Genomic DNA, 17,170 nt, shown 5'->3' on the forward strand with positions numbered 1-17,170 from the left:
ATGCCGCGTGCGACGCGTCTGCCCGAACGCATCGCCCGTCTCAGGCGGCGCCCCGATCCCGCGGCAGAGGTCGATGCGATCGCCGCCGTCACCGAACGACTCGCGGTGCTGCTCGCAGCCGGGGTGCCGGCGTCCAGTGCGTGGAGCCATATCGGTGCCGATGCCGAACCCGATTCCGCCGCTGATTCCGATGCTCTGGTGCTCGCCGGGGCTGCCGCTGCGGCGCTGAACGGCGAGCCCGTTGCGCCGGCCATCACCGCGGCGCGCAACGCGCAACCCGAAGCATCCGCCGCATGGCCCGTACTGGCTGCCGCTTGGGCGGTCGCCGCTGAGTCGGGCGCGCCACTGGCCGGCAGCCTGCGGGAATTCGCAGCCGTGTTGCGTGACGAGGCGCAGCTGCGTCGCGAGGTGCGTGCGGCGCTCGCCGGACCCGAGGCGAGCGCCCGGCTCGTCATGGCCCTGCCGGTGATCGCGGTCGTGTTCGGTGCGACGCTCGGGTTCGACACACTGGGTGTGCTCTTCGGCAACCCGATCGGCCTTGCCTGTCTCGGGCTCGGGCTGTTGTGCCTGTGGGGCGGCCACCGCTGGAACGCCGCGCTCGCCACGCGAGCCGGTCGATCGCGGGCTGACGCAGGTCTCGAACTCGAGCTGCTCGCCATCGCGATGTCGAGCGGGGTCTCGATCGACCTCGCCAGAGAACTCGCGCGCCGTTCGATCGAGCAGCACGTGCCGCACGCTGGTGACGGCGCCGAGGTCGAGGCGGTGCTCGGTCTCGCGGCCAGAGCCGGGGCGCCGGTCGCCGAACTCCTGCGGGCCGAGGCGTTCCGAGTGCGTCGAGCCGCCCGCTCGGCGGGGGCAGAACGGGCGGCCGCGCTCGGGGTGCGCCTCATGCTTCCGCTCGGGCTCTGCGTGCTGCCGGCCTTCGTGCTGCTCGGCGTTGCGCCGCTCATGATCTCGGTCATCACGGGCACCCTCGGCGGTGCCGTATGACCCGACCCGACTCGTGCCACTCGACCGCCGGCCCGCCGGCATCACTGGAAGGAACATCATGCCCGAACACTCCACCGCCGACCGCGCTCGAGGGCAGGAGAGCCGCAACCACGCTCGCCGGGTCGCCCGTCTCGTCGCCCGTCGCCTTGCCGGTGAACGCGGTGCGGCGACGGCCGAGTACGCCGTGGCCACCATGGCAGCCGTCGGATTCGCGGGGCTCCTCGTCATCATCCTGCGTGGTGACGAGGTGCGCGGCATCCTCACCGACCTCGTGCGGAATGCGCTCACGGTCGGCTGACGGCGAGCGAGGCGGCGTGACCGCGGAGTTCGCGGTTGCGCTGCCCGCCATCGCGCTGGTGCTCGCCGCGTGCCTCGCTTCAGTGCAGCTCGTCGCCTTGCAGGTGCGATTGACGGATGCCGCTGCCGACGCCGCCCGTGCGCTCGGGCGCGGCGAGTCCGATGGAGCGGCGGGCGCCATTGCCGACCGGATCTCGGGCGGCGCAGAGCTCTCGGTCGCAACCGACGGCCAGTTCGTCTGCGCGACGCTCCACACCTCGGGCGCCGGGCTCCTCGCCGCCATCGAACTCCGCGCAGAGTCCTGTGCCGTGATGGGCGGACGATGATGGGCGCGGCGGCTGCTCGCGCAGGGATGCGACCTGCGCGCCGGAATGCCGGCGCGCGCGAGGAGTCTGGTGCGGCATCCGTGCTCGCCCTCGGAATCATCGGGGCGGTGACTGCGCTCACCGTGGCGCTCGTCGGACTGCTCGGCATCTTCGTCATGTCGCAGCGGGCGGAGAATGCCGCGGATGCTGCGGCGCTCGCTGCAGCCGACGCGATCTCTGGTGCCGTGGCGGGGGTGCCCTGTCAGCTCGCAGCCGCCGTCGCGGCCCGAAACGGCGGCGAGCTCGGGGCGTGCGAGAGCGATGGCGCGGTGGCATCCGTCACCGTCACCGTCGGCACCATGCCGGGATTCGAACTCGTCGCCTCGGCCCGCGCCGGCCCACCGGGGTGGCCGGGGCCGCCTGCTTCGCCGGACTGAGTCGGCACCGACTGCTGAACCGGGTCAGTCGAAGACGGTCTCGGTGAAGCGGTACTCGACGGCGCTCGGACGATCGTCGTCGGATGCCGCGAACTCGAGGCCGGCCGCACGCGAGTACACGTAGCGCTTGCCCCGGTCGGCATTCAGCTCGAGCCGCGGGCGCGGATCGCCCGAATCGAGGAAGGCGGTGGCCACCGTCTTGCCTTCGAGCGGTCCGTCGATCAGCTTTGCCGTGTAGGAGCCCGTCGTTGAGGTTTCCATGAGGCCAATTCTCCTCAACCGCGGGCGAACCGCAAGGGGTGGACGCGCCCTCGTCGCGACGGCTCGGGGCGCCCCGAGTACGCGTCCTCCCGGCTGATATGTGTATGGTGTGGCTGTCGGCGCAGCATTCGCCGGCTGATGGCACACCGCTCGGGGGCGCGGCATTCAATGTGCGTTCTCGTCTCAATCGTCAACAATTAGGAGTCTGGTGTCAGGCGCGAAAAAGCTGGTCATCGTCGAGTCACCGACCAAGATGAAATCGATCGCCCAATACCTGGGTGACGGCTATCAGGTGCTCTCTTCGGTCGGGCACATCCGCGACCTCATCGAGCCCAAGAACCTGCCGCCCGAACTGAAGAAGGGCCCGCTCGGCAAGTTCTCGGTCGACGTCGACAACGGCTTCGAGCCGTACTACGTCGTGTCGGACTCGAAGAAGAAGACCGTCGCCGAACTGAAGCGCGCGCTGAAAGACGCCGACGAACTCCTGCTCGCCACTGATGAGGACCGCGAGGGCGAGGCAATCGCGTGGCACCTGCTGCAGGAGCTGAAGCCCAAGGTTCCGGTGCGCCGCATGGTGTTCCACGAGATCACGAAAGAGGCGATCGAGAAGGCGAAAGACAACACCCGCGAACTCGACACCGCCCTCGTCGATGCACAGGAGACCCGGCGAATCCTCGACCGCATCTACGGCTACGAGATCTCGCCCGTGCTCTGGCGCAAGGTCGGGCCCGGCCTGTCGGCCGGTCGCGTCCAGTCGGCGGCGACGAGACTCGTGGTCGACCGTGAGCGAGAGCGACTCGCGTTCGTCGCGGCAGGCTACTGGGACCTCGCCGGGCGCTTCTCGGCCGAGGCAACCGACGGTTCACCCTCGTTCGAGGCGAAGCTCGTGCGGCTCGGCGGCGACCGCGTCGCGACCGGCCGCGACTTCGACGACACCGGCAAGCTGAAGGGCAAGGCCGTCGTGCTCGACGAGGCGACGGCCGGTGCGCTCGTCGCCGCGCTCTCCGCCGACACGGTCTCGCGTACCGTCTCCAAGGTCGAGTCCAAGCCCTACTCCCGCCGCCCGGCGGCGCCGTTCACGACGTCGACCCTGCAGCAGGAATCGGCGCGCAAGCTCCGCCTCTCGGCGCGTGACACTATGCGCGTGGCGCAGTCGCTCTACGAGAACGGCTACATCACCTATATGCGTACCGACTCGTCGTCGCTCTCGCAGCAGGCGATCACCGCGGCCCGCACGCAAGCGACGAAGCTCTACGGCGCCGACTCGATTCCCGACAAGCCCCGCGCCTACGCCAGCAAATCGAAGAATGCGCAAGAAGCTCACGAGGCGATCCGTCCGTCGGGCGAGGTGTTCCGCACACCCTCCGAGCTGCAGAGCGTGCTCCGCGGCAGCGAGTTCAAGCTCTACGACCTCATCTGGAAGCGAACCGTCGCATCCCAGATGGCCGACGCGAAGGGCCAGACGGCCACCGTCACCATCGAGGTCGGGCCTACGGCAGCGGATGCTGCGGCTCCCGCCGAGGCATCGGTGCCGGTCGCCGGAACGATCGCCGAGTTCACCGCGAGCGGTACCGTCATCACCTTCCGCGGCTTCCTCGCCGCCTATGAGGAGAGCCGCGACGAAGAGCGCAACGCCGAGGAGACGCCGGGTGAGGCCAAGCTCCCGCCGTTGAAAGAGGGTCAGTCGCTGAACATGGCCGACCTCGAGGCCAAGGGCCACGAAACCTCACCGCCCCCGCGCTACACCGAGGCGAGCCTGGTCAAGCGGCTCGAAGAGCTCGGCATCGGCCGCCCGTCGACGTTCGCGTCGATCATCTCGACGATCCTCGACCGCGGCTACGTCACGCAACGCGGCCAGGCGCTCGTGCCGAGCTGGATCGCGTTCTCTGTCGTGCGACTGCTCGAAGAGCACTTCGGCGACCTCGTCGAGTACGACTTCACCGCAGAGATGGAAGACGACCTCGACCACATCGCCGCAGGCGAGGCCGACCGCGTCGACTGGCTGTCGAGCTTCTACTTCGGCTCCGACAAGCACCGGGGCCTGCGCCAAGTCGTCGACAACCTCGGTGAGATCGACGCGCGCGAGATCAACTCCGTCGTCATCGCGCCCGACATCACGCTGCGAATCGGCAAGTACGGCCCCTACCTCGAGACGGTCGACGAGACGGCGGCGCCCGACGCGCCACCCCGCCGAGTGAACCTGCCCGAAGGTCTCGCACCCGACGAGCTCACCGAGGCGAAGGCCCGTGAGCTCATCGCTGCGCCCGTTCAAGAGGCCCGAGTGCTCGGCGTGAACCCCGAGAACGGCAAAGAGATCGTCGTGAAAGACGGCCGATTCGGCCCGTACGTCACCGAGCTCGAGCCAACACCGGAGCCCGCAGCAGCACCCGAGGCGGATGCCGCGGCATCCGTCGACCCCGTCACAGGCGAGGTGGCCGACGCGCCGAAGCCGAAGGCGAAGCGCGCCGCGAAGAAGCCCGTCGCCGAGAAGCCGCGCACCGCGTCACTGTTCAAGGACATGCAGGTCGGAGAGATCGACCTCGACACCGCGCTGCAGCTCCTGAGCCTGCCGCGCGTCGTGGGCATCGACCCCGAGTCCGGTGTCGAGATCACCGCCCAGAACGGTCGCTACGGTCCGTACCTCAAGAAGGGCACCGACACCCGCACGTTGCCGAGCGAAGACGCGATCCTCGAGATCGGCCTCGACGGAGCGCTCGAGCTGTTCGCTCAGCCGAAGTACGGCGCCCGCACGGCGTCGAGTGCCCTCAAGGAGTTCGAGGCAGATCCGGTGAGCGGCAAGCCCATCAAGGTGAAAGACGGCCGGTTCGGCCCGTACGTCACCGACGGCACCACGAACGCGACCATCCCGCGTGCGGAGTCGGTGGAAGAGATCACCTTCGAACGCGCCGTGGAGTTGCTCCAGATCAAGCGAGACAAGGGTCCGGCCGCGCCGCGCGCGAAGAAGGCTCCGGCCAAGCGTGCCCCGAAGAAGGCGGCGGCCAAGAAGTGAGCACCGGGCTCTTCATCACCCTCGAGGGCGGCGACGGGTCTGGCAAGACCACGCAGGCTGAACGCCTCGGGGCGTGGCTTGCCGGAGAGGGCCGCACCGTCGTGCGCACGCGCGAGCCAGGCGGCACCGACGTCGGTGTGGAGGTGCGCGAGATCGTGTTGCACCACCGCGGCGACATCGCGCCCCGCGCCGAGGCGCTGCTCTACGCCGCGGATCGAGCACATCACATCGCGACCGTCGTGCGGCCGGCGCTCGCGCGAGGCGACGTCGTCATCCAGGATCGGTACATCGACTCGTCGGTCGCGTATCAGGGAGCGGGCCGCGTGCTCGACCCCGCAGCCGTGCGCGGGCTGTCCGAGTGGGCGACCGAAGGGCTCCTGCCCGACCTCACGATCCTGCTCGACCTCGACGCAGCCTCGGCTCGTACCCGTCTCGACGGGGCACGCACGCGGTACGACCGGCTCGAGGCCGAGGCATCCGAGTTTCACGACCGGGTTCGCGGGGCGTACCTCGAGCTCGCCGCCGCCGAGCCCGAGCGCTTCCTCGTCGTCGACGCCTCGTCGCCGATCGACGAGATCGCCGAAGCGATCCGCGTACGCGTGGCTGGTCTCCTCTGAGCGTGCTCACCGTTCGTGCGACGGTTTGCGCCTGTGCGGTGGTTCGCCGCGTGTCCTCCCCGCCGCAAAGCGTCGTCGGACGGGCCCGCGTGACAGCGGCTGACGGTAGCGTTGACGCGTGAGTGTGTGGAGTGAGCTGACCGGGCAGGATGCCGCGATCGCGCTGTTCCGAGCGGCCGCAGAGTCCGCCGGTGCACCCACTCGCGGTGCGCCGCCGCTCGACGGTGACGCCGCTGCAGCCGGCAACGCTGCAGCCGGCAACGACGGGCCGACGCCAGGCGCGCGCGCGACGGGCGCGGGCGCACAGCAGATGACGCACTCCTGGCTGGTGACGGGCCCGCCCGGCTCCGGTCGCTCGAACCTCGCGTATGCGTTCGCGACGGCGCTCATCTCTGGCGACCCCGACGGCGACGAGCGCACTCAGGCGCAGGTCGATGCGCGCAGTCACCCCGATCTGCACGTGCTCGCGACCGAGGGCGTCATCATCAAGCGCGATGACGTGCGCGATATCGTGCGCCGCTCGCACTACGCACCATCGATCGGGCGGCATCGGGTCATCATCGTCGAAGACGCCGACCGCATGACCGAGCAGACCTCGAACTTCCTGCTCAAAGAACTCGAAGAGCCGCCCGACCGCACCGTGTGGATCCTCTGCGCACCGAGCGAAGCCGACCTCATTCCCACGATCCGGTCGCGCGTGCGCTCGGTTCGACTCCAAGTGCCGAGCGTCGCGGATGTCGCGGCCCTCCTCGAGCGCCGCGACGGCGTCGATCCCGTGCTCGCCGAACGTGCAGCACGCGAGGCGCAGAGCCATATCGGCATGGCGCATCGGCTCGCGACCAACGATGAGGCGAGGCGTCGCAGGTCCGAGACCCTCGAGCTCGCGCTCGCGGTGCGTTCGACCTCCGGAGCCGTGGCGACGGCGGCACGGTTCATCGAGATCGCCGGCGAAGACGCCAAGGCGATCAGCGAGCTGCGCGATGCCGAAGAGCGGGCACACGCCCTGCACTCACTCGGCGTCGCTCCGGGGCAGGCGGTGCCCAACGCGCTGCGCCCCCAACTGAAGGCCCTCGAAGACGATCAGAAGCGCAGAGCGACCCGCAGCCTCCGCGACGGCATCGACCGCATTCTCGTCGACCTCGCGTCGCTCTACCGCGACATCCTGCTCATCCAGCTCGCCGCTGACGTGCCGCTCGTCAACCGTGAGCTCGAGGCGGGCATGCAGCGGGCAGCGGCATCCGCGACGCCTGCGCGCACGCTCGCGACGCTCGACGCCATCCAGCTGGCGCGCACCCGCATCGACGGCAACGTGCAGCCTGCCCTCGCACTCGAGGCGATGCTCGTCTCCGCCATCCGACGACCGACCACCGAACGAGGGGCCGCATGACCGACACGCGTCACAACACCGCCAGACGACGCCGCCCCGAGCCAGGCGAAGGAATGCCTCGTGGCATCCGTGCGATCGCGGTCGTCGGTGCCCTGGCGGCGCTGCTCGCGCTGAGCGGCTGCGTGCCCTCGATGCTGAACGTCGAGCAGCCGGTCTCGACGCCGACGGGCGAAGAGGTCGACGCCGAACTCGAACCCTTCTACTCGCAGGTGCTGAAGTGGGAGCGATGCGGCGACGACATGGGCTGCGCCACGGCGAAGGCGCCGCTCGACTGGAGCGACCCTGCGGCAGGCGAGACCGAGCTCGCCCTCGTGCGGCACGTCGCGACCGGTGACAAGATCGGCTCGCTGCTCGTGAACCCGGGCGGGCCCGGCGGCTCAGGCTACGACTTCGTGATGGACTCCCTCGACTTTGCCGTCGGCAAGCCTCTGCAGGAGCGGTACGACGTCGTCGGGTTCGATCCCCGGGGCGTCGGGCGCTCGGCAGGGGTGGCCTGCTACGACGCACCCGAGATGGATGAGTACCTCTACGGCATCACGCCCGGCGAGCGGGGCAGCGACGAGTGGATCGCCGCGGCCGAGGCCATCGAGGCCGACTTCGGTCAGGCGTGCAGCGAGCAGACCGGCGAGCTGCTCGGCAACGTCGACACCGAGAGCGCCGCGCGTGACCTCGACCTGCTTCGCGCGATCCTCGGCGACGAGAAGCTCAACTACCTCGGCTACTCCTATGGCACCTTCCTCGGTGCCACGTACGCCGAGCTCTACCCCGACAATGTCGGCCGGCTCGTGCTCGACGGGGCGATCGACCCCGCCGCGAGCGAGTCCGAAGTCTCCCAGGCCCAGGCCGTCGGGTTCGAGAACGCCCTGAAGGCCTACCTCGAGTTCTGTCTCTCGGGCACTGAATGTCCGTTCGACGGCACGGTCGACGAAGCTGCCGACGAGATCAGCCGGCTCCTGGCATCCGTCGACCAGAGCCCGCTGCGCGGCACCGACGGACGCCTCGTGGGCGCCGACACCCTCGTCACGGCGATCATCTACCCGCTGTACAGCGTCGACTCGTGGCCGTACCTGAACGACATGTTCGAGGCCGTGATGTTCGGCGACGCCGATATGGCGCTCTCGTTCGCCGACGGCTACAACGGTCGGAGCGAAGACGGCACCTATCTCGACAATTCGGCCGAAGCATTCAGTGCGGTGAACTGCCTCGATTACACCTACCAGTCCGACGTCGCGGTGATGCGCGAGAAGGCCGCCGCCGTTGCGGAGGTCGCCCCGATCATCGGGCCGTACTTCGGGTTCGGCGACCTCGGATGCATCAATTGGCCCTATCAGGGCGACCGCGAGCGGGCCGAGGTCCACGCTGAGGGTGCCGCGCCGATCCTCGTCATCGGCACGACGGGTGACCCGGCCACGCCGTACGAGTGGGCCGTCGCCCTCGCCGAGCAACTCGACAGCGGAGTGCTCGTCACCTACGAGGGTGAGGGCCACACGGCGTACAACAAATCGAACTCGTGCATCAACGACGTGGTCGAGTCGTACTTGCTCGACGGCACCGTGCCGGCGAGCGATCCGAAGTGCTGATGGTGGTCATCGACGGTTGCGAAACCCGCTAACATTGATTCTCGTGCCACCCGGTGCGCTTTGAGCGCCCGGATGCCACGCCGCCTTAGCTCAGTCGGCAGAGCGTCTCACTCGTAATGAGAAGGTCGTGGGTTCGATTCCCACAGGCGGCTCCATTATTGAAGGGCCCGAAGAGATTCGGGCCCTTCTTCGCTTCCGCTCCGTGCCGTCGAGGGTGCAGGTCAGAGCAGGGTCGATCCGGGCGTTCGACCTCTGGGTCACTCGCCGTCGCTGCGGCGATCTCGTTGTTCGACGCGAACCCGCTCGTAGTCCTCGATGAACAGACGCATCGTCCGAATCGACAGGTTCGGTGCACCTCGTATGCAGCCCAGACCTGCTGGGCCCAGACGCGAAGATCATCGTCATTCATGGCTTGATCCTGACAGACCCGGAATCAAGAGTCATCGGCGCAACTGTGATTCACTCGACTTCTCCTTCCCGGCGCACGAACGGCCCGGGTTCTCCGGGCCGTTCGTGTGTCGCGCTGGAGAAACATGCGCGCGTCACGATCACGGTACGTCGACCTCGTGACTGCCGCAGTTCCCAGTACCGGGGTGGACTCAGGACTGGCACTGATCTTCACGCCGACAGTCGCGCCGGATCGTCGATCTCCGCTACTGTCCACTCATGCAGAGACTGATCTCCCTCGCGCCGATCGCGGCGATCCTCCTGCTCGCCGGGTGCGCCATGTCGGCAGAAGGCTCGCCACAGTCGACGTCGACACCCTCTGCGAGCGCATCTCCGACGGCCTCCGCGACGGCCGAGCCGACGCAGACTGCCGTCGATGTCGACGATCCGTCATCGTGGATCATCAGCGGTGCGGGCGTCGGGCCGATCGAGCGAGGTTCGTCGCTTCCTGCCCAGGGAAGCAGCCTGGGGCCGTATGCGACCGCCGACGACGGTTGCCCGAATCCGGGTGTGAGGCACTTCACCGCTGACCTGTTCCCGCCGTTCCTCGTCGTCGACGATGACGGCAATGAGACGGTGAAGTGGGTCGGCGTCGACGGCTGGAATGCCGATGCCACGCTGGAGAACTCGCCGTCCACGGCAGCAGGCATCGTGCTCGGTGCGGCCTTCGCCGAGCTGGAATCGACGTACTCCGACCTCGAACTCACCCGTGAGTACGGAGGCACCAACTTCTACAGCGTGCCCGATTCGGGCGGATGGATCGTCTTCACCGTCCAAGACGGTCTGGTGATGGCGATCACGTCGTCGCCGGAGCCCGGCGTTCCCACCGAGTACTGCGGCTGACGGCAACCGGAGCGGGCGCACACGTGAGTCGCGTGTGCGCGAGCCGAATAGGCTGTCGCGTATGACGGAACGACTGCGATGGGGAATCCTTGCGACCGGCGGCATCGCCCATGCCTTCACCAATGACCTGAAGCTCAACGGATTCACCGTGCAAGCGGTGGGCTCGCGCTCGCAGGAGGGCGCCGACGCGTTCGCCGCGGAGTTCGGCATCCCGAATGCGCACGGCAGCTACGAGGCGCTCGTGGCCGACCCAGAGGTCGACGTGATCTACGTCTCCACGCCGCATCCGATGCACGCCGCGAACGCGACCCTCGCCCTCGAGGCAGGCAAGCACGTGCTCGTCGAGAAGGCGTTCACCGTCAACGCCGATGAGGCGCGCGCGGTCGCCGAACTCGCCGCCGCGAAGGGCCTGCTCGCGCTCGAGGCGATGTGGACGCGGTACCTGCCGCACATGGCGCGCATCCGCGAGATCATCGCCGAGGGCACGCTCGGCGAGGTGCGCTCGCTCATCGCCGACCACACCCAGCTGCTCTCCGACGATCCCGCACACCGCATCAACGCGCTCGAGCTCGGCGGCGGAGCCCTGCTCGACCTCGGCATCTACCCGATCTCGTTCGCGTGGGACATCTTCGGTGAGCCCAGCACCATCCAGGCTTCGGCCACCTTCAAGACGACGGGCGCCGACGCACACATCGCTGCAGTCTTCGGCTACGAAGGCGGGCGCACGGCGGTCACGTTCTCGGCGAGTGACACGAAGGGCCCGAACACGGCTGTCGTGCTCGGCACCGCCGCCCGCATCGAGATCGACCACGTCTGGTACACCCCGACGACGTTCCGCGTCGTCGCCGCCGACGGCACCGTGATCGAGGAGTACCGCTCCGAGGTCACCGGGCGCGGCATGCAGTATCAGGCTGAAGCGGTCGAGCGTCTCGTCGCCGCGGGCACACTCTCAGGAGACCTCCTGCCGATCGATGAGACCGTCGCGATCATGGCGTCGCTCGACGAGATCCGCCGGCAGATCGGGCTCGTCTACCCGGGAGAATGACACCGTCGGCACGTGATTCCGGCGCATGATCAGGTTCTCTTGAGGAAGGCTCGCGTAGGATTCCCGGGTGATCGACGAGACGGATGCCGCAGGGGAGACCCCTGACGCAGGCGACCCGTCGAACGGCGGCGCCGCGTCTCCCGGCGAGTCTTCGGCGACCGAGACGGCGGCGACCGAGACGTCGGCGACCGAGCCTTCGGCGACCGAGCCTTCGGTACCCGACTCTTCGGTAACCGAGACGTCGGCGACCGAGTCTTCGGTACCCGAGTCTTCGGCGACCGAGTCTTCGGCGACCGAGTCTTCGGCGATCGAAACTGCGGGTACCGAGATATTCGACGTCGATCTCGCGGCGAGCGAGATCCTCCCGACCGAGATCCTCGATACCGAGCTCGCGGCGACCGAGCTCCTGGCCGCCGAGCATCCGGATCCCGCAACTCCCGTCGCCACGACTCCCGCCGCTGAAACCCAGTCTGCCGACGCTCCGTCGACGAACGGCGTACTGACCACCATCGCGACGTTCGCCCGCAAGCACCGCCTGCCGTTGATGATCACGGGCGGCGTGCTCGCGTTCGGTCTGATCGGGGCCGGCGCGGTTGCGGTCGGAGCGGCGAGCAACGGCGGCGGCGAGGCATCCGTTGCGCTCATCGAGACGCCCACCCCGACGCCGACGGTCGATCCGGCGCGGCCGGTACCCGCCGCACCGGCCGCGGCGACCCGGCTCCGCACCTGTTCGGTCGCCGATCGCGCGGCCGACGGGCGGCTCGCGAACTTCCAGGCGCAAGTGATGAACGCGTCGACCGGTGAGGTGCTCTACGACCGCGGCGGCACGACCGCATCCCGCACCGCGAGCGTCATGAAGGTGCTGACCTCGGCCGCGGCGCTGTCGGTGCTGGGGCCCGACTACCGCACGGCGACGACCGTCATGAAGGGGAGCGAGCCCGGCTCGGTCGTACTCGTCGGTGGCGGCGACGCCACCCTCTCCCGCACTTCGAGCGGCACCGAGACCGTGTACCCGGGCGCGGCGCACCTCGACGAGCTCGCGGCACAGGTGAAGGCCGCGTGGGCGGCCGAGCCCGCCAACCCGCCGCTCACGAAGCTCATCCTCGACGCGAGCTACTTCAGCGGCGACGAGTGGGAGCCGAGCTGGGCGATCAAGGAGCGCGAGGACGGCTACATGGCGAACGTCGCCGCACTCATGGTCGACGGCGACCGCGATGACCCCGGTGCGAACACCTCATGGCGCAGCGCCGACCCCGTGAGCCGTGCCGGTGACGCCTTCGCGAGCGCGCTCGGCGGCATCGGCGCGATCGAACGGGGCACCGCTCCCGCAGGCGCACAGCAGCTCGGGCAGGTGCAGTCGCCGACCGTCGCGCAGATCGTCGACAAGGCACTCGTCGTCTCCGACAACACCGCGGCCGAGATGCTCGCCCGGCTCGTCGCGATCGAGACCGGCTCGGGCAATACCTTCGGCGCCATCAACGCGGGTGTGCTCCAGGGCCTTGCGACGTATGGGATCGACACGACCGGCATAGTCGTGGTCGACGGCTCGGGCCTCTCCGACAACAACGCAGTGCCCCCGTCGTATCTCACCCAGCTGTTCGTGAAGATCAACGCGCGCGAGGGCAACCTCGGCGTGCTCATGGACGGTTTGCCCGTCTCCGGCGAGCGCGGGTCCCTGAGTTACGACGACCGGTTCTCGGGCGACAACTCGGTCGCCGACGGCGCGGTGTCGGCCAAGACTGGATGGATCGACACCGGCTACACGCTCGCAGGGGTCGTACGGGCGCAAGACGGCTCCACGCTGACCTTCGCGATCTACGCCCTCGGCGACGTCTCCGACGACGCGAAGCAGGCGATCGACACGCTCACGACCGGGTTCTTCCTCTGCGGCGACAACCTCTCCAATCAGTGATCGCCGGCTTCGCTCAACGCTGAACATCGGGCAGCACGGGCGCGACACTGGAAGAATGGTCTCGGCGGCCGAATCGAGCCGTGACCGACGTGCGAAGGAGCGAGCCATGACCAGGGCCCTGTTCATCATCGACGTGCAGAACGATTTCACAGAGGGCGGAGCGCTCGGTGTCGACGGCGGGGCTGCCGTCGCCGCCGGCATCACCCGCCTGCTCACACAGCATCAGGGCGAGTACGACCTCGTCGCGGCATCCCGAGACTGGCATTCGGGGGATTCCGACAACGGAGGCCACTTCGCAGGCGACGACGAACCCGACTTCGTCGACACCTGGCCGACGCACTGCGTCGCCGACACACCCGGGGCCGAGTATCACCCCGACTTCGACACCTCGGGCGTCCACGTGCACATCCGCAAGGGCCAGGGTGCGCCCGCATACTCGATCTTCGAGGGCACGGATGATGCGGGGGCGACCGTGAGTGAAGTGCTCGTCGCCCGTGGCATCACCGAGATCGACATCGTCGGCATCGCCACAGACTACTGCGTGCGGGCCAGTGCACTCGATGCTGTCGAGCACGGCCAGCGCGTGCGGATCTTCACCGATCTCGTGGCTGGTGTCGCACCCGAGTCGTCGGAGGCCGCACTCGCCGAGCTCGGCCACGCCGGCGCCGTCATCGCCGAGTCGTCGGTGCTCGGCGAGGACGCCTCGTGAGGCAGGTCGAACCTGCCCAAGCGCCGACACTCTACGCCGAGTCCCCCGATGGGGTGCTCATCGGCTACCGCGTACGCGACGGCGGCGGCGGCGACGGCGGCGATCGCGGCGCGGGCGCGGGCGCCGGGTTGCCGCCGGTGCTGCTCGTGCACGGCTTCGCCTCCGACGCCGCAGTCACATGGGAGGGCACGGGCTGGATCCGGGCGCTCGAAGATGCCGGACGAGCGACGATCACCCTCGACCTCCGCGGACACGGCGAGAGCGACAAGCCGGTCGACGCAGATTCGTATGCGCCTGAGCGGCTCGGAGCGGACCTGATCGCCGTGCTCGACTCCGCCGGTGTCGACGAGGTCGACGTCATCGGGTACTCCATGGGCAACCGGGTCGTCTCGGCATTCGCCGCGAGTGCGCCCGAGCGCGTACGCCGAGTCGTGATCGGTGGCGCAGGGCCGAGCGAACTCTTCGCCTCATGGGACCTCGACGAGGTGCGAGCCGTGCTGCTGCGCGACGAGCCGCCGGGGAACCCGCTCATCGAGCAGGTGCTCCGGCCTGCGATCACGGCCGGCGCCGACCGTGAGGCGCTCCTCGCCGTCATCGAGGGCGTGTCGGGTGCGCCGCTTTCGATTCCGGGAGGCATCCCTGTACTCTTCATCGCCGGTGAAAACGACCCTGTGCCCGTGGGTGCGCGGGAGCTCGCTCTCGACTGGGGTGCCGACTTCGTGTCGATCCCCGGCCGCGACCACGTTTCAACGCTCACTGCGCGGGCCTTCAAGAAGGCCGCGATCGGCTTCCTCGCCGAAGCCTGATGCGGGGCGGAACCGCCGACCCCGCCCCGCATCGGTGACCGGGTGGAACGTCAGATCGCGGCTTGCTTCGGCGCGAGAGGCGTCGGCTCCATCGGCTGGTCGTTCGCGGTCAGGTCGATGCCGAGGTCGCGCGCGTAGACGACCCGGGTGTCGATGGTGACGTCGGCGACGTCGGCGCCTGCTTGCGTGAGCTCGAAGACGCGCCCGCCGCGCATGCGGTTGCGCTCCGTCCCCGACAGCCCGTAGGCGCCGAAGCCGGTGCCCGGCGCATAGCCGAGCAGCACGCCGTAGTAGTTGCCGACGTAGTCGTTGACGTGGTCGTGGCCGACGAACACGCCCTTGACGTCGCCACGCTCGAGGATCGCGTTGTACATGCCCGAGTTGAAGGGTCCGGGGCACTCGTCTTCGTTGCGTTCGCCCACGATGCCGTGCCGGGCGAGGCCGCGCGCGGCATCCGCTTCGGTACGGGTGTCGACGCCGCCCCACCACATGAAGCGGTGTTCCCAGAGTGCGATGTGGATGAACATCAGGCCCGGAACCTTGCGCTTGAGCTTCTTCTCGAGCCGCTGCGACTCCGAGCGGTACCACGACACCTGGTCCATGCGCAGCCAGTCCCAAGTGGGGTAGCCGTCGAAGTTCTGGCCGTCGATGTCGCCCGGCGCGTAGCGCCCCGAGTCGAGGAGCCACAGGCTGAAGGCCGTGTCGTTGCCGCGGCCGGCCGTGCGGATCGGCACGATCGTGTTGCCGGTGCCCGTGACACCGGCGATGTTCTCGGCGTTCATGTTGAAGTCGTAGCTGCGGTAGAAGTCGAGCATCATCGCCTCGTTCACACCTGACTGCGGCAGCGAGTCCTCGTCGTGGTTGCCATAGGTGACCGCCCACGGGATGCCGCGGCTCTCCATCGGCCACACGACATTGTTGATCGCCTGCTTCACCGCGAGCCGGGTCTCGCACCCGCCGGTGATGACATCGCCGTTGATGAGCACGAAGTCGGGCTGCTCCGCGTCGAGGGTCTTCTCGATGAGTTCGACCGTGCGCCGGTCGGTCAGCTCGTCGTCTTGAGTGTCGTTGAACTGCACGATCTTGAAGGTGCCGTCGTCGTCGAACCGCAGCTTCGGCGCCTTCGGTCGCGGTCGACCCGAGGTCGTCTGCAGCTCGTCGATGGTCTCGGCGTGGGCCACGGTCGGCAGGGCGGCGCCGAGCATGCCGAGACCCCCCGCGGTGAGGATCGTTCGGCGGCTGATGGGCAACTTCTCTGGCATCTGTCGAATCTCCTGTCGTCGTCGGCGGCGGGCGCTGAGGGCGCGTGCCGCGAACGACGCTAGGCATCGCGGATGTCTCGGGGGAGACGAGCAGATGAACGAGAAGACGGTGAAGCCGACCCGAACTCCGGATCGGAGCTACGACTCGCCGAGTCTCGGGATGTTGATCCGGCGTGTCACGGTTCTGCTCCGGAGTTGTGCACGGGGCCGTCCCACCACTCGGCCTCCACAGGGGCGGATCTGTCAGGGGCCGGCACCGGGGCGCGGCTGGCGGCGGATGCATCGGCGGACGCCGTCATGCTCGGGCCATGGTCGATGCTCGAGATGTCGTGCGTGCGTTCGGCGGAGTCTGCACGGCGGCCGATCTGCTCGCGGCCGGACTGAGTCGTCGCGCGATCACGGCAGCGCTCGAACGCCGTGAGATCGAGCGCGCCCGTCGCGGCGTGTTCGTGGAGCCGGCCCTGCCGCCACCCGCCAAGCGTGCAGTGCGGGTGGGCGGCCGACTCGCCTGCATCTCTGCCGCACGTCTTCATGGGCTGCGGGTGCTCACCGATGCCTCCGAACTGCACGTGCACGTCGGACCTCATGCGACACGCCTGCGCGATCCCGATGATCGGTCGACGCCGGTTCGTGTGGCCGAGGCGGGCGGGCGCGTGCGGTTGCACTGGGAGCAGCACCGGCCGGCGAACGGCGTCATCGTGTCTCTCGAGGAATGCCTTGCCGAGATGCTCGCCTGCGTGCCCGAGCTGGATGCGCTGTGCGCGCTCGACTCCGCTCGGGAGCTGGTCGAGTGGAGGGCGGAGCGACCGCAGCTCCTCGACGACCTCGGTTTCGCTCGGCTCCTCGAGCGGCTGCCTGGCTCGCTGCAACGGATCGCGCATCGCTCGAGTCCGAGCAGCCAGGCAGTCGCTGAGACTGTCGCGCGCGAGAGATTCCGCGTCGCCGGGATCCCGGCGACGCCGCAGGTCGCACTGCCCGGCGGATTCTGGGCGGACTTCCTCATCGGCGAACGGCTGATCTTCGAGGTCGACGGGGAGGGGCCGCACTCTCAGCCCGGCGCGTTCGACCGCGACCGAAGTCGTTGGGCATGGCTGAAGGCGATCGGCTATACGCACATCTCGTTCAGCCACCGGCAGGTGCTCCGCGAGTGGGAGTCGGTCGAGACCGCGATCCGACTGCTGATGGTGCGTGGAGTGCATCTCGCGGCGGGTGCTGTGCGCAACTCCGGATTCGGCGGGTGACACGCCGCATGATGCGCGCGA

General features: G+C 68.8%; 15 protein-coding genes, 1 tRNA gene and 1 pseudogene. 15 read left to right on the forward strand and 2 right to left on the reverse strand.

What is annotated here, in order from left to right; all coding sequences use genetic code 11:
* Genes AC1C2U_RS13615 through AC1C2U_RS13630 form a run of 4 tightly spaced genes read left to right on the forward strand, consistent with a single transcriptional unit; the run spans nucleotide 1 to nucleotide 2,029 of the window.
* A complete protein-coding gene (locus AC1C2U_RS13615; protein ID WP_495362300.1) occupies nucleotides 1-990 on the forward strand; it encodes a type II secretion system F family protein in 990 nt (329 codons plus the stop codon).
* Nucleotides 991-1,048: 58 nt separating this feature from the next.
* Nucleotides 1,049-1,288, forward strand: coding sequence for a DUF4244 domain-containing protein (locus AC1C2U_RS13620; protein WP_495362301.1), 240 nt, complete (start codon nucleotides 1,049-1,051; stop codon nucleotides 1,286-1,288).
* Between the two features lie 16 nt (nucleotides 1,289-1,304).
* Entirely contained in the window at nucleotides 1,305-1,613 is a 309-nt protein-coding gene (locus AC1C2U_RS13625) for a TadE family type IV pilus minor pilin (protein ID WP_495362302.1), read from the forward strand.
* Entirely contained in the window at nucleotides 1,610-2,029 is a 420-nt protein-coding gene (locus AC1C2U_RS13630) for an Rv3654c family TadE-like protein (RefSeq protein ID WP_495362303.1), read from the forward strand. Before AC1C2U_RS13625 ends, AC1C2U_RS13630 begins: the two co-directional genes overlap by 4 nt.
* Before the next feature lie 24 nt (nucleotides 2,030-2,053).
* Here the strand turns inward: AC1C2U_RS13630 and AC1C2U_RS13635 are convergent, their stop codons facing one another.
* A complete protein-coding gene (locus AC1C2U_RS13635) occupies nucleotides 2,054-2,290 on the reverse strand; it encodes a hypothetical protein (RefSeq protein WP_495362304.1) in 237 nt (78 codons plus the stop codon).
* A gap of 208 nt (nucleotides 2,291-2,498) precedes the next feature.
* Between AC1C2U_RS13635 and topA the strand changes: the two are divergent.
* The 10 genes and pseudogenes from topA to AC1C2U_RS13685 all read left to right on the forward strand — a co-directional run.
* A pseudogene (gene topA, locus AC1C2U_RS13640) lies at nucleotides 2,499-5,297 on the forward strand (type I DNA topoisomerase); the annotation flags it as partial.
* Nucleotides 5,297-5,917: a dTMP kinase gene (tmk, locus tag AC1C2U_RS13645; RefSeq protein ID WP_495362305.1), complete on the forward strand. Its 621-nt coding sequence runs from the start codon at nucleotides 5,297-5,299 to the stop codon at nucleotides 5,915-5,917. The pseudogene topA and the gene tmk, both read left to right, overlap by 1 nt.
* Nucleotides 5,918-6,035: 118 nt before the next feature.
* Nucleotides 6,036-7,304 carry a DNA polymerase III subunit delta' gene (locus AC1C2U_RS13650; protein ID WP_495362306.1) on the forward strand — a complete coding sequence of 423 codons (1,269 nt, stop codon included), beginning with the start codon at nucleotides 6,036-6,038 and terminating at the stop codon, nucleotides 7,302-7,304.
* A 53-nt stretch (nucleotides 7,305-7,357) separates the two neighbouring features.
* Complete coding sequence (locus AC1C2U_RS13655) at nucleotides 7,358-8,884, forward strand: alpha/beta hydrolase (protein ID WP_495362750.1); 1,527 nt, start codon at nucleotides 7,358-7,360, stop codon at nucleotides 8,882-8,884.
* A 79-nt stretch (nucleotides 8,885-8,963) separates the two neighbouring features.
* A tRNA-Thr gene (locus AC1C2U_RS13660) sits at nucleotides 8,964-9,039 on the forward strand.
* Nucleotides 9,040-9,550: 511 nt separating this feature from the next.
* Nucleotides 9,551-10,174, forward strand: coding sequence for a hypothetical protein (locus AC1C2U_RS13665; protein ID WP_495362307.1), 624 nt, complete (start codon nucleotides 9,551-9,553; stop codon nucleotides 10,172-10,174).
* A 61-nt stretch (nucleotides 10,175-10,235) separates the two neighbouring features.
* Nucleotides 10,236-11,219, forward strand: coding sequence for a Gfo/Idh/MocA family protein (locus tag AC1C2U_RS13670; RefSeq protein ID WP_495362308.1), 984 nt, complete (start codon nucleotides 10,236-10,238; stop codon nucleotides 11,217-11,219).
* A gap of 67 nt (nucleotides 11,220-11,286) precedes the next feature.
* The gene (locus tag AC1C2U_RS13675) at nucleotides 11,287-13,131 is read left to right on the forward strand and encodes a D-alanyl-D-alanine carboxypeptidase/D-alanyl-D-alanine-endopeptidase (protein ID WP_495362309.1); all 1,845 of its coding nucleotides are present in this window, start codon (nucleotides 11,287-11,289) and stop codon (nucleotides 13,129-13,131) included.
* Between the two features lie 106 nt (nucleotides 13,132-13,237).
* Nucleotides 13,238-13,840: an isochorismatase family protein gene (locus AC1C2U_RS13680; RefSeq protein ID WP_495362310.1), complete on the forward strand. Its 603-nt coding sequence runs from the start codon at nucleotides 13,238-13,240 to the stop codon at nucleotides 13,838-13,840.
* Nucleotides 13,837-14,646 (forward strand): alpha/beta fold hydrolase, encoded by an 810-nt coding sequence (locus AC1C2U_RS13685; protein WP_495362311.1) that lies wholly within the window; start codon nucleotides 13,837-13,839, stop codon nucleotides 14,644-14,646. Before AC1C2U_RS13680 ends, AC1C2U_RS13685 begins: the two co-directional genes overlap by 4 nt.
* Before the next feature lie 50 nt (nucleotides 14,647-14,696).
* Here the strand turns inward: AC1C2U_RS13685 and AC1C2U_RS13690 are convergent, their stop codons facing one another.
* A complete protein-coding gene (locus AC1C2U_RS13690; protein WP_495362312.1) occupies nucleotides 14,697-15,908 on the reverse strand; it encodes a metallophosphoesterase family protein in 1,212 nt (403 codons plus the stop codon).
* A 308-nt stretch (nucleotides 15,909-16,216) separates the two neighbouring features.
* Between AC1C2U_RS13690 and AC1C2U_RS13695 the strand changes: the two genes are divergently transcribed.
* Nucleotides 16,217-17,149, forward strand: coding sequence for an endonuclease domain-containing protein (locus tag AC1C2U_RS13695; protein WP_495362313.1), 933 nt, complete (start codon nucleotides 16,217-16,219; stop codon nucleotides 17,147-17,149).
* Nucleotides 17,150-17,170 lie beyond the last annotated feature (21 nt).

It is taken from the genome of Agromyces sp. Y575, assembly GCF_059445445.1.

Excerpts from the sequence above, each read along its gene's own strand:
- AC1C2U_RS13615 (WP_495362300.1), top strand. The coding sequence starts at position 1 with ATGCCGCGTGCGACGCGTCTGCCCGAACGCATCGCCCGTCTCAGGCGG.
- AC1C2U_RS13620 (WP_495362301.1), top strand. The coding sequence starts at position 1,049 with ATGCCCGAACACTCCACCGCCGACCGCGCTCGAGGGCAGGAGAGCCGC.
- AC1C2U_RS13630 (WP_495362303.1), top strand. The coding sequence starts at position 1,610 with ATGATGGGCGCGGCGGCTGCTCGCGCAGGGATGCGACCTGCGCGCCGG.
- AC1C2U_RS13635 (WP_495362304.1), bottom strand. The coding sequence starts at position 2,290 with ATGGAAACCTCAACGACGGGCTCCTACACGGCAAAGCTGATCGACGGA.
- AC1C2U_RS13655 (WP_495362750.1), top strand. The coding sequence starts at position 7,358 with ATGCCTCGTGGCATCCGTGCGATCGCGGTCGTCGGTGCCCTGGCGGCG.
- AC1C2U_RS13665 (WP_495362307.1), top strand. The coding sequence starts at position 9,551 with ATGCAGAGACTGATCTCCCTCGCGCCGATCGCGGCGATCCTCCTGCTC.
- AC1C2U_RS13670 (WP_495362308.1), top strand. The coding sequence starts at position 10,236 with ATGACGGAACGACTGCGATGGGGAATCCTTGCGACCGGCGGCATCGCC.
- AC1C2U_RS13680 (WP_495362310.1), top strand. The coding sequence starts at position 13,238 with ATGACCAGGGCCCTGTTCATCATCGACGTGCAGAACGATTTCACAGAG.
- AC1C2U_RS13690 (WP_495362312.1), bottom strand. The coding sequence starts at position 15,908 with ATGCCAGAGAAGTTGCCCATCAGCCGCCGAACGATCCTCACCGCGGGG.
- AC1C2U_RS13695 (WP_495362313.1), top strand. The coding sequence starts at position 16,217 with ATGGTCGATGCTCGAGATGTCGTGCGTGCGTTCGGCGGAGTCTGCACG.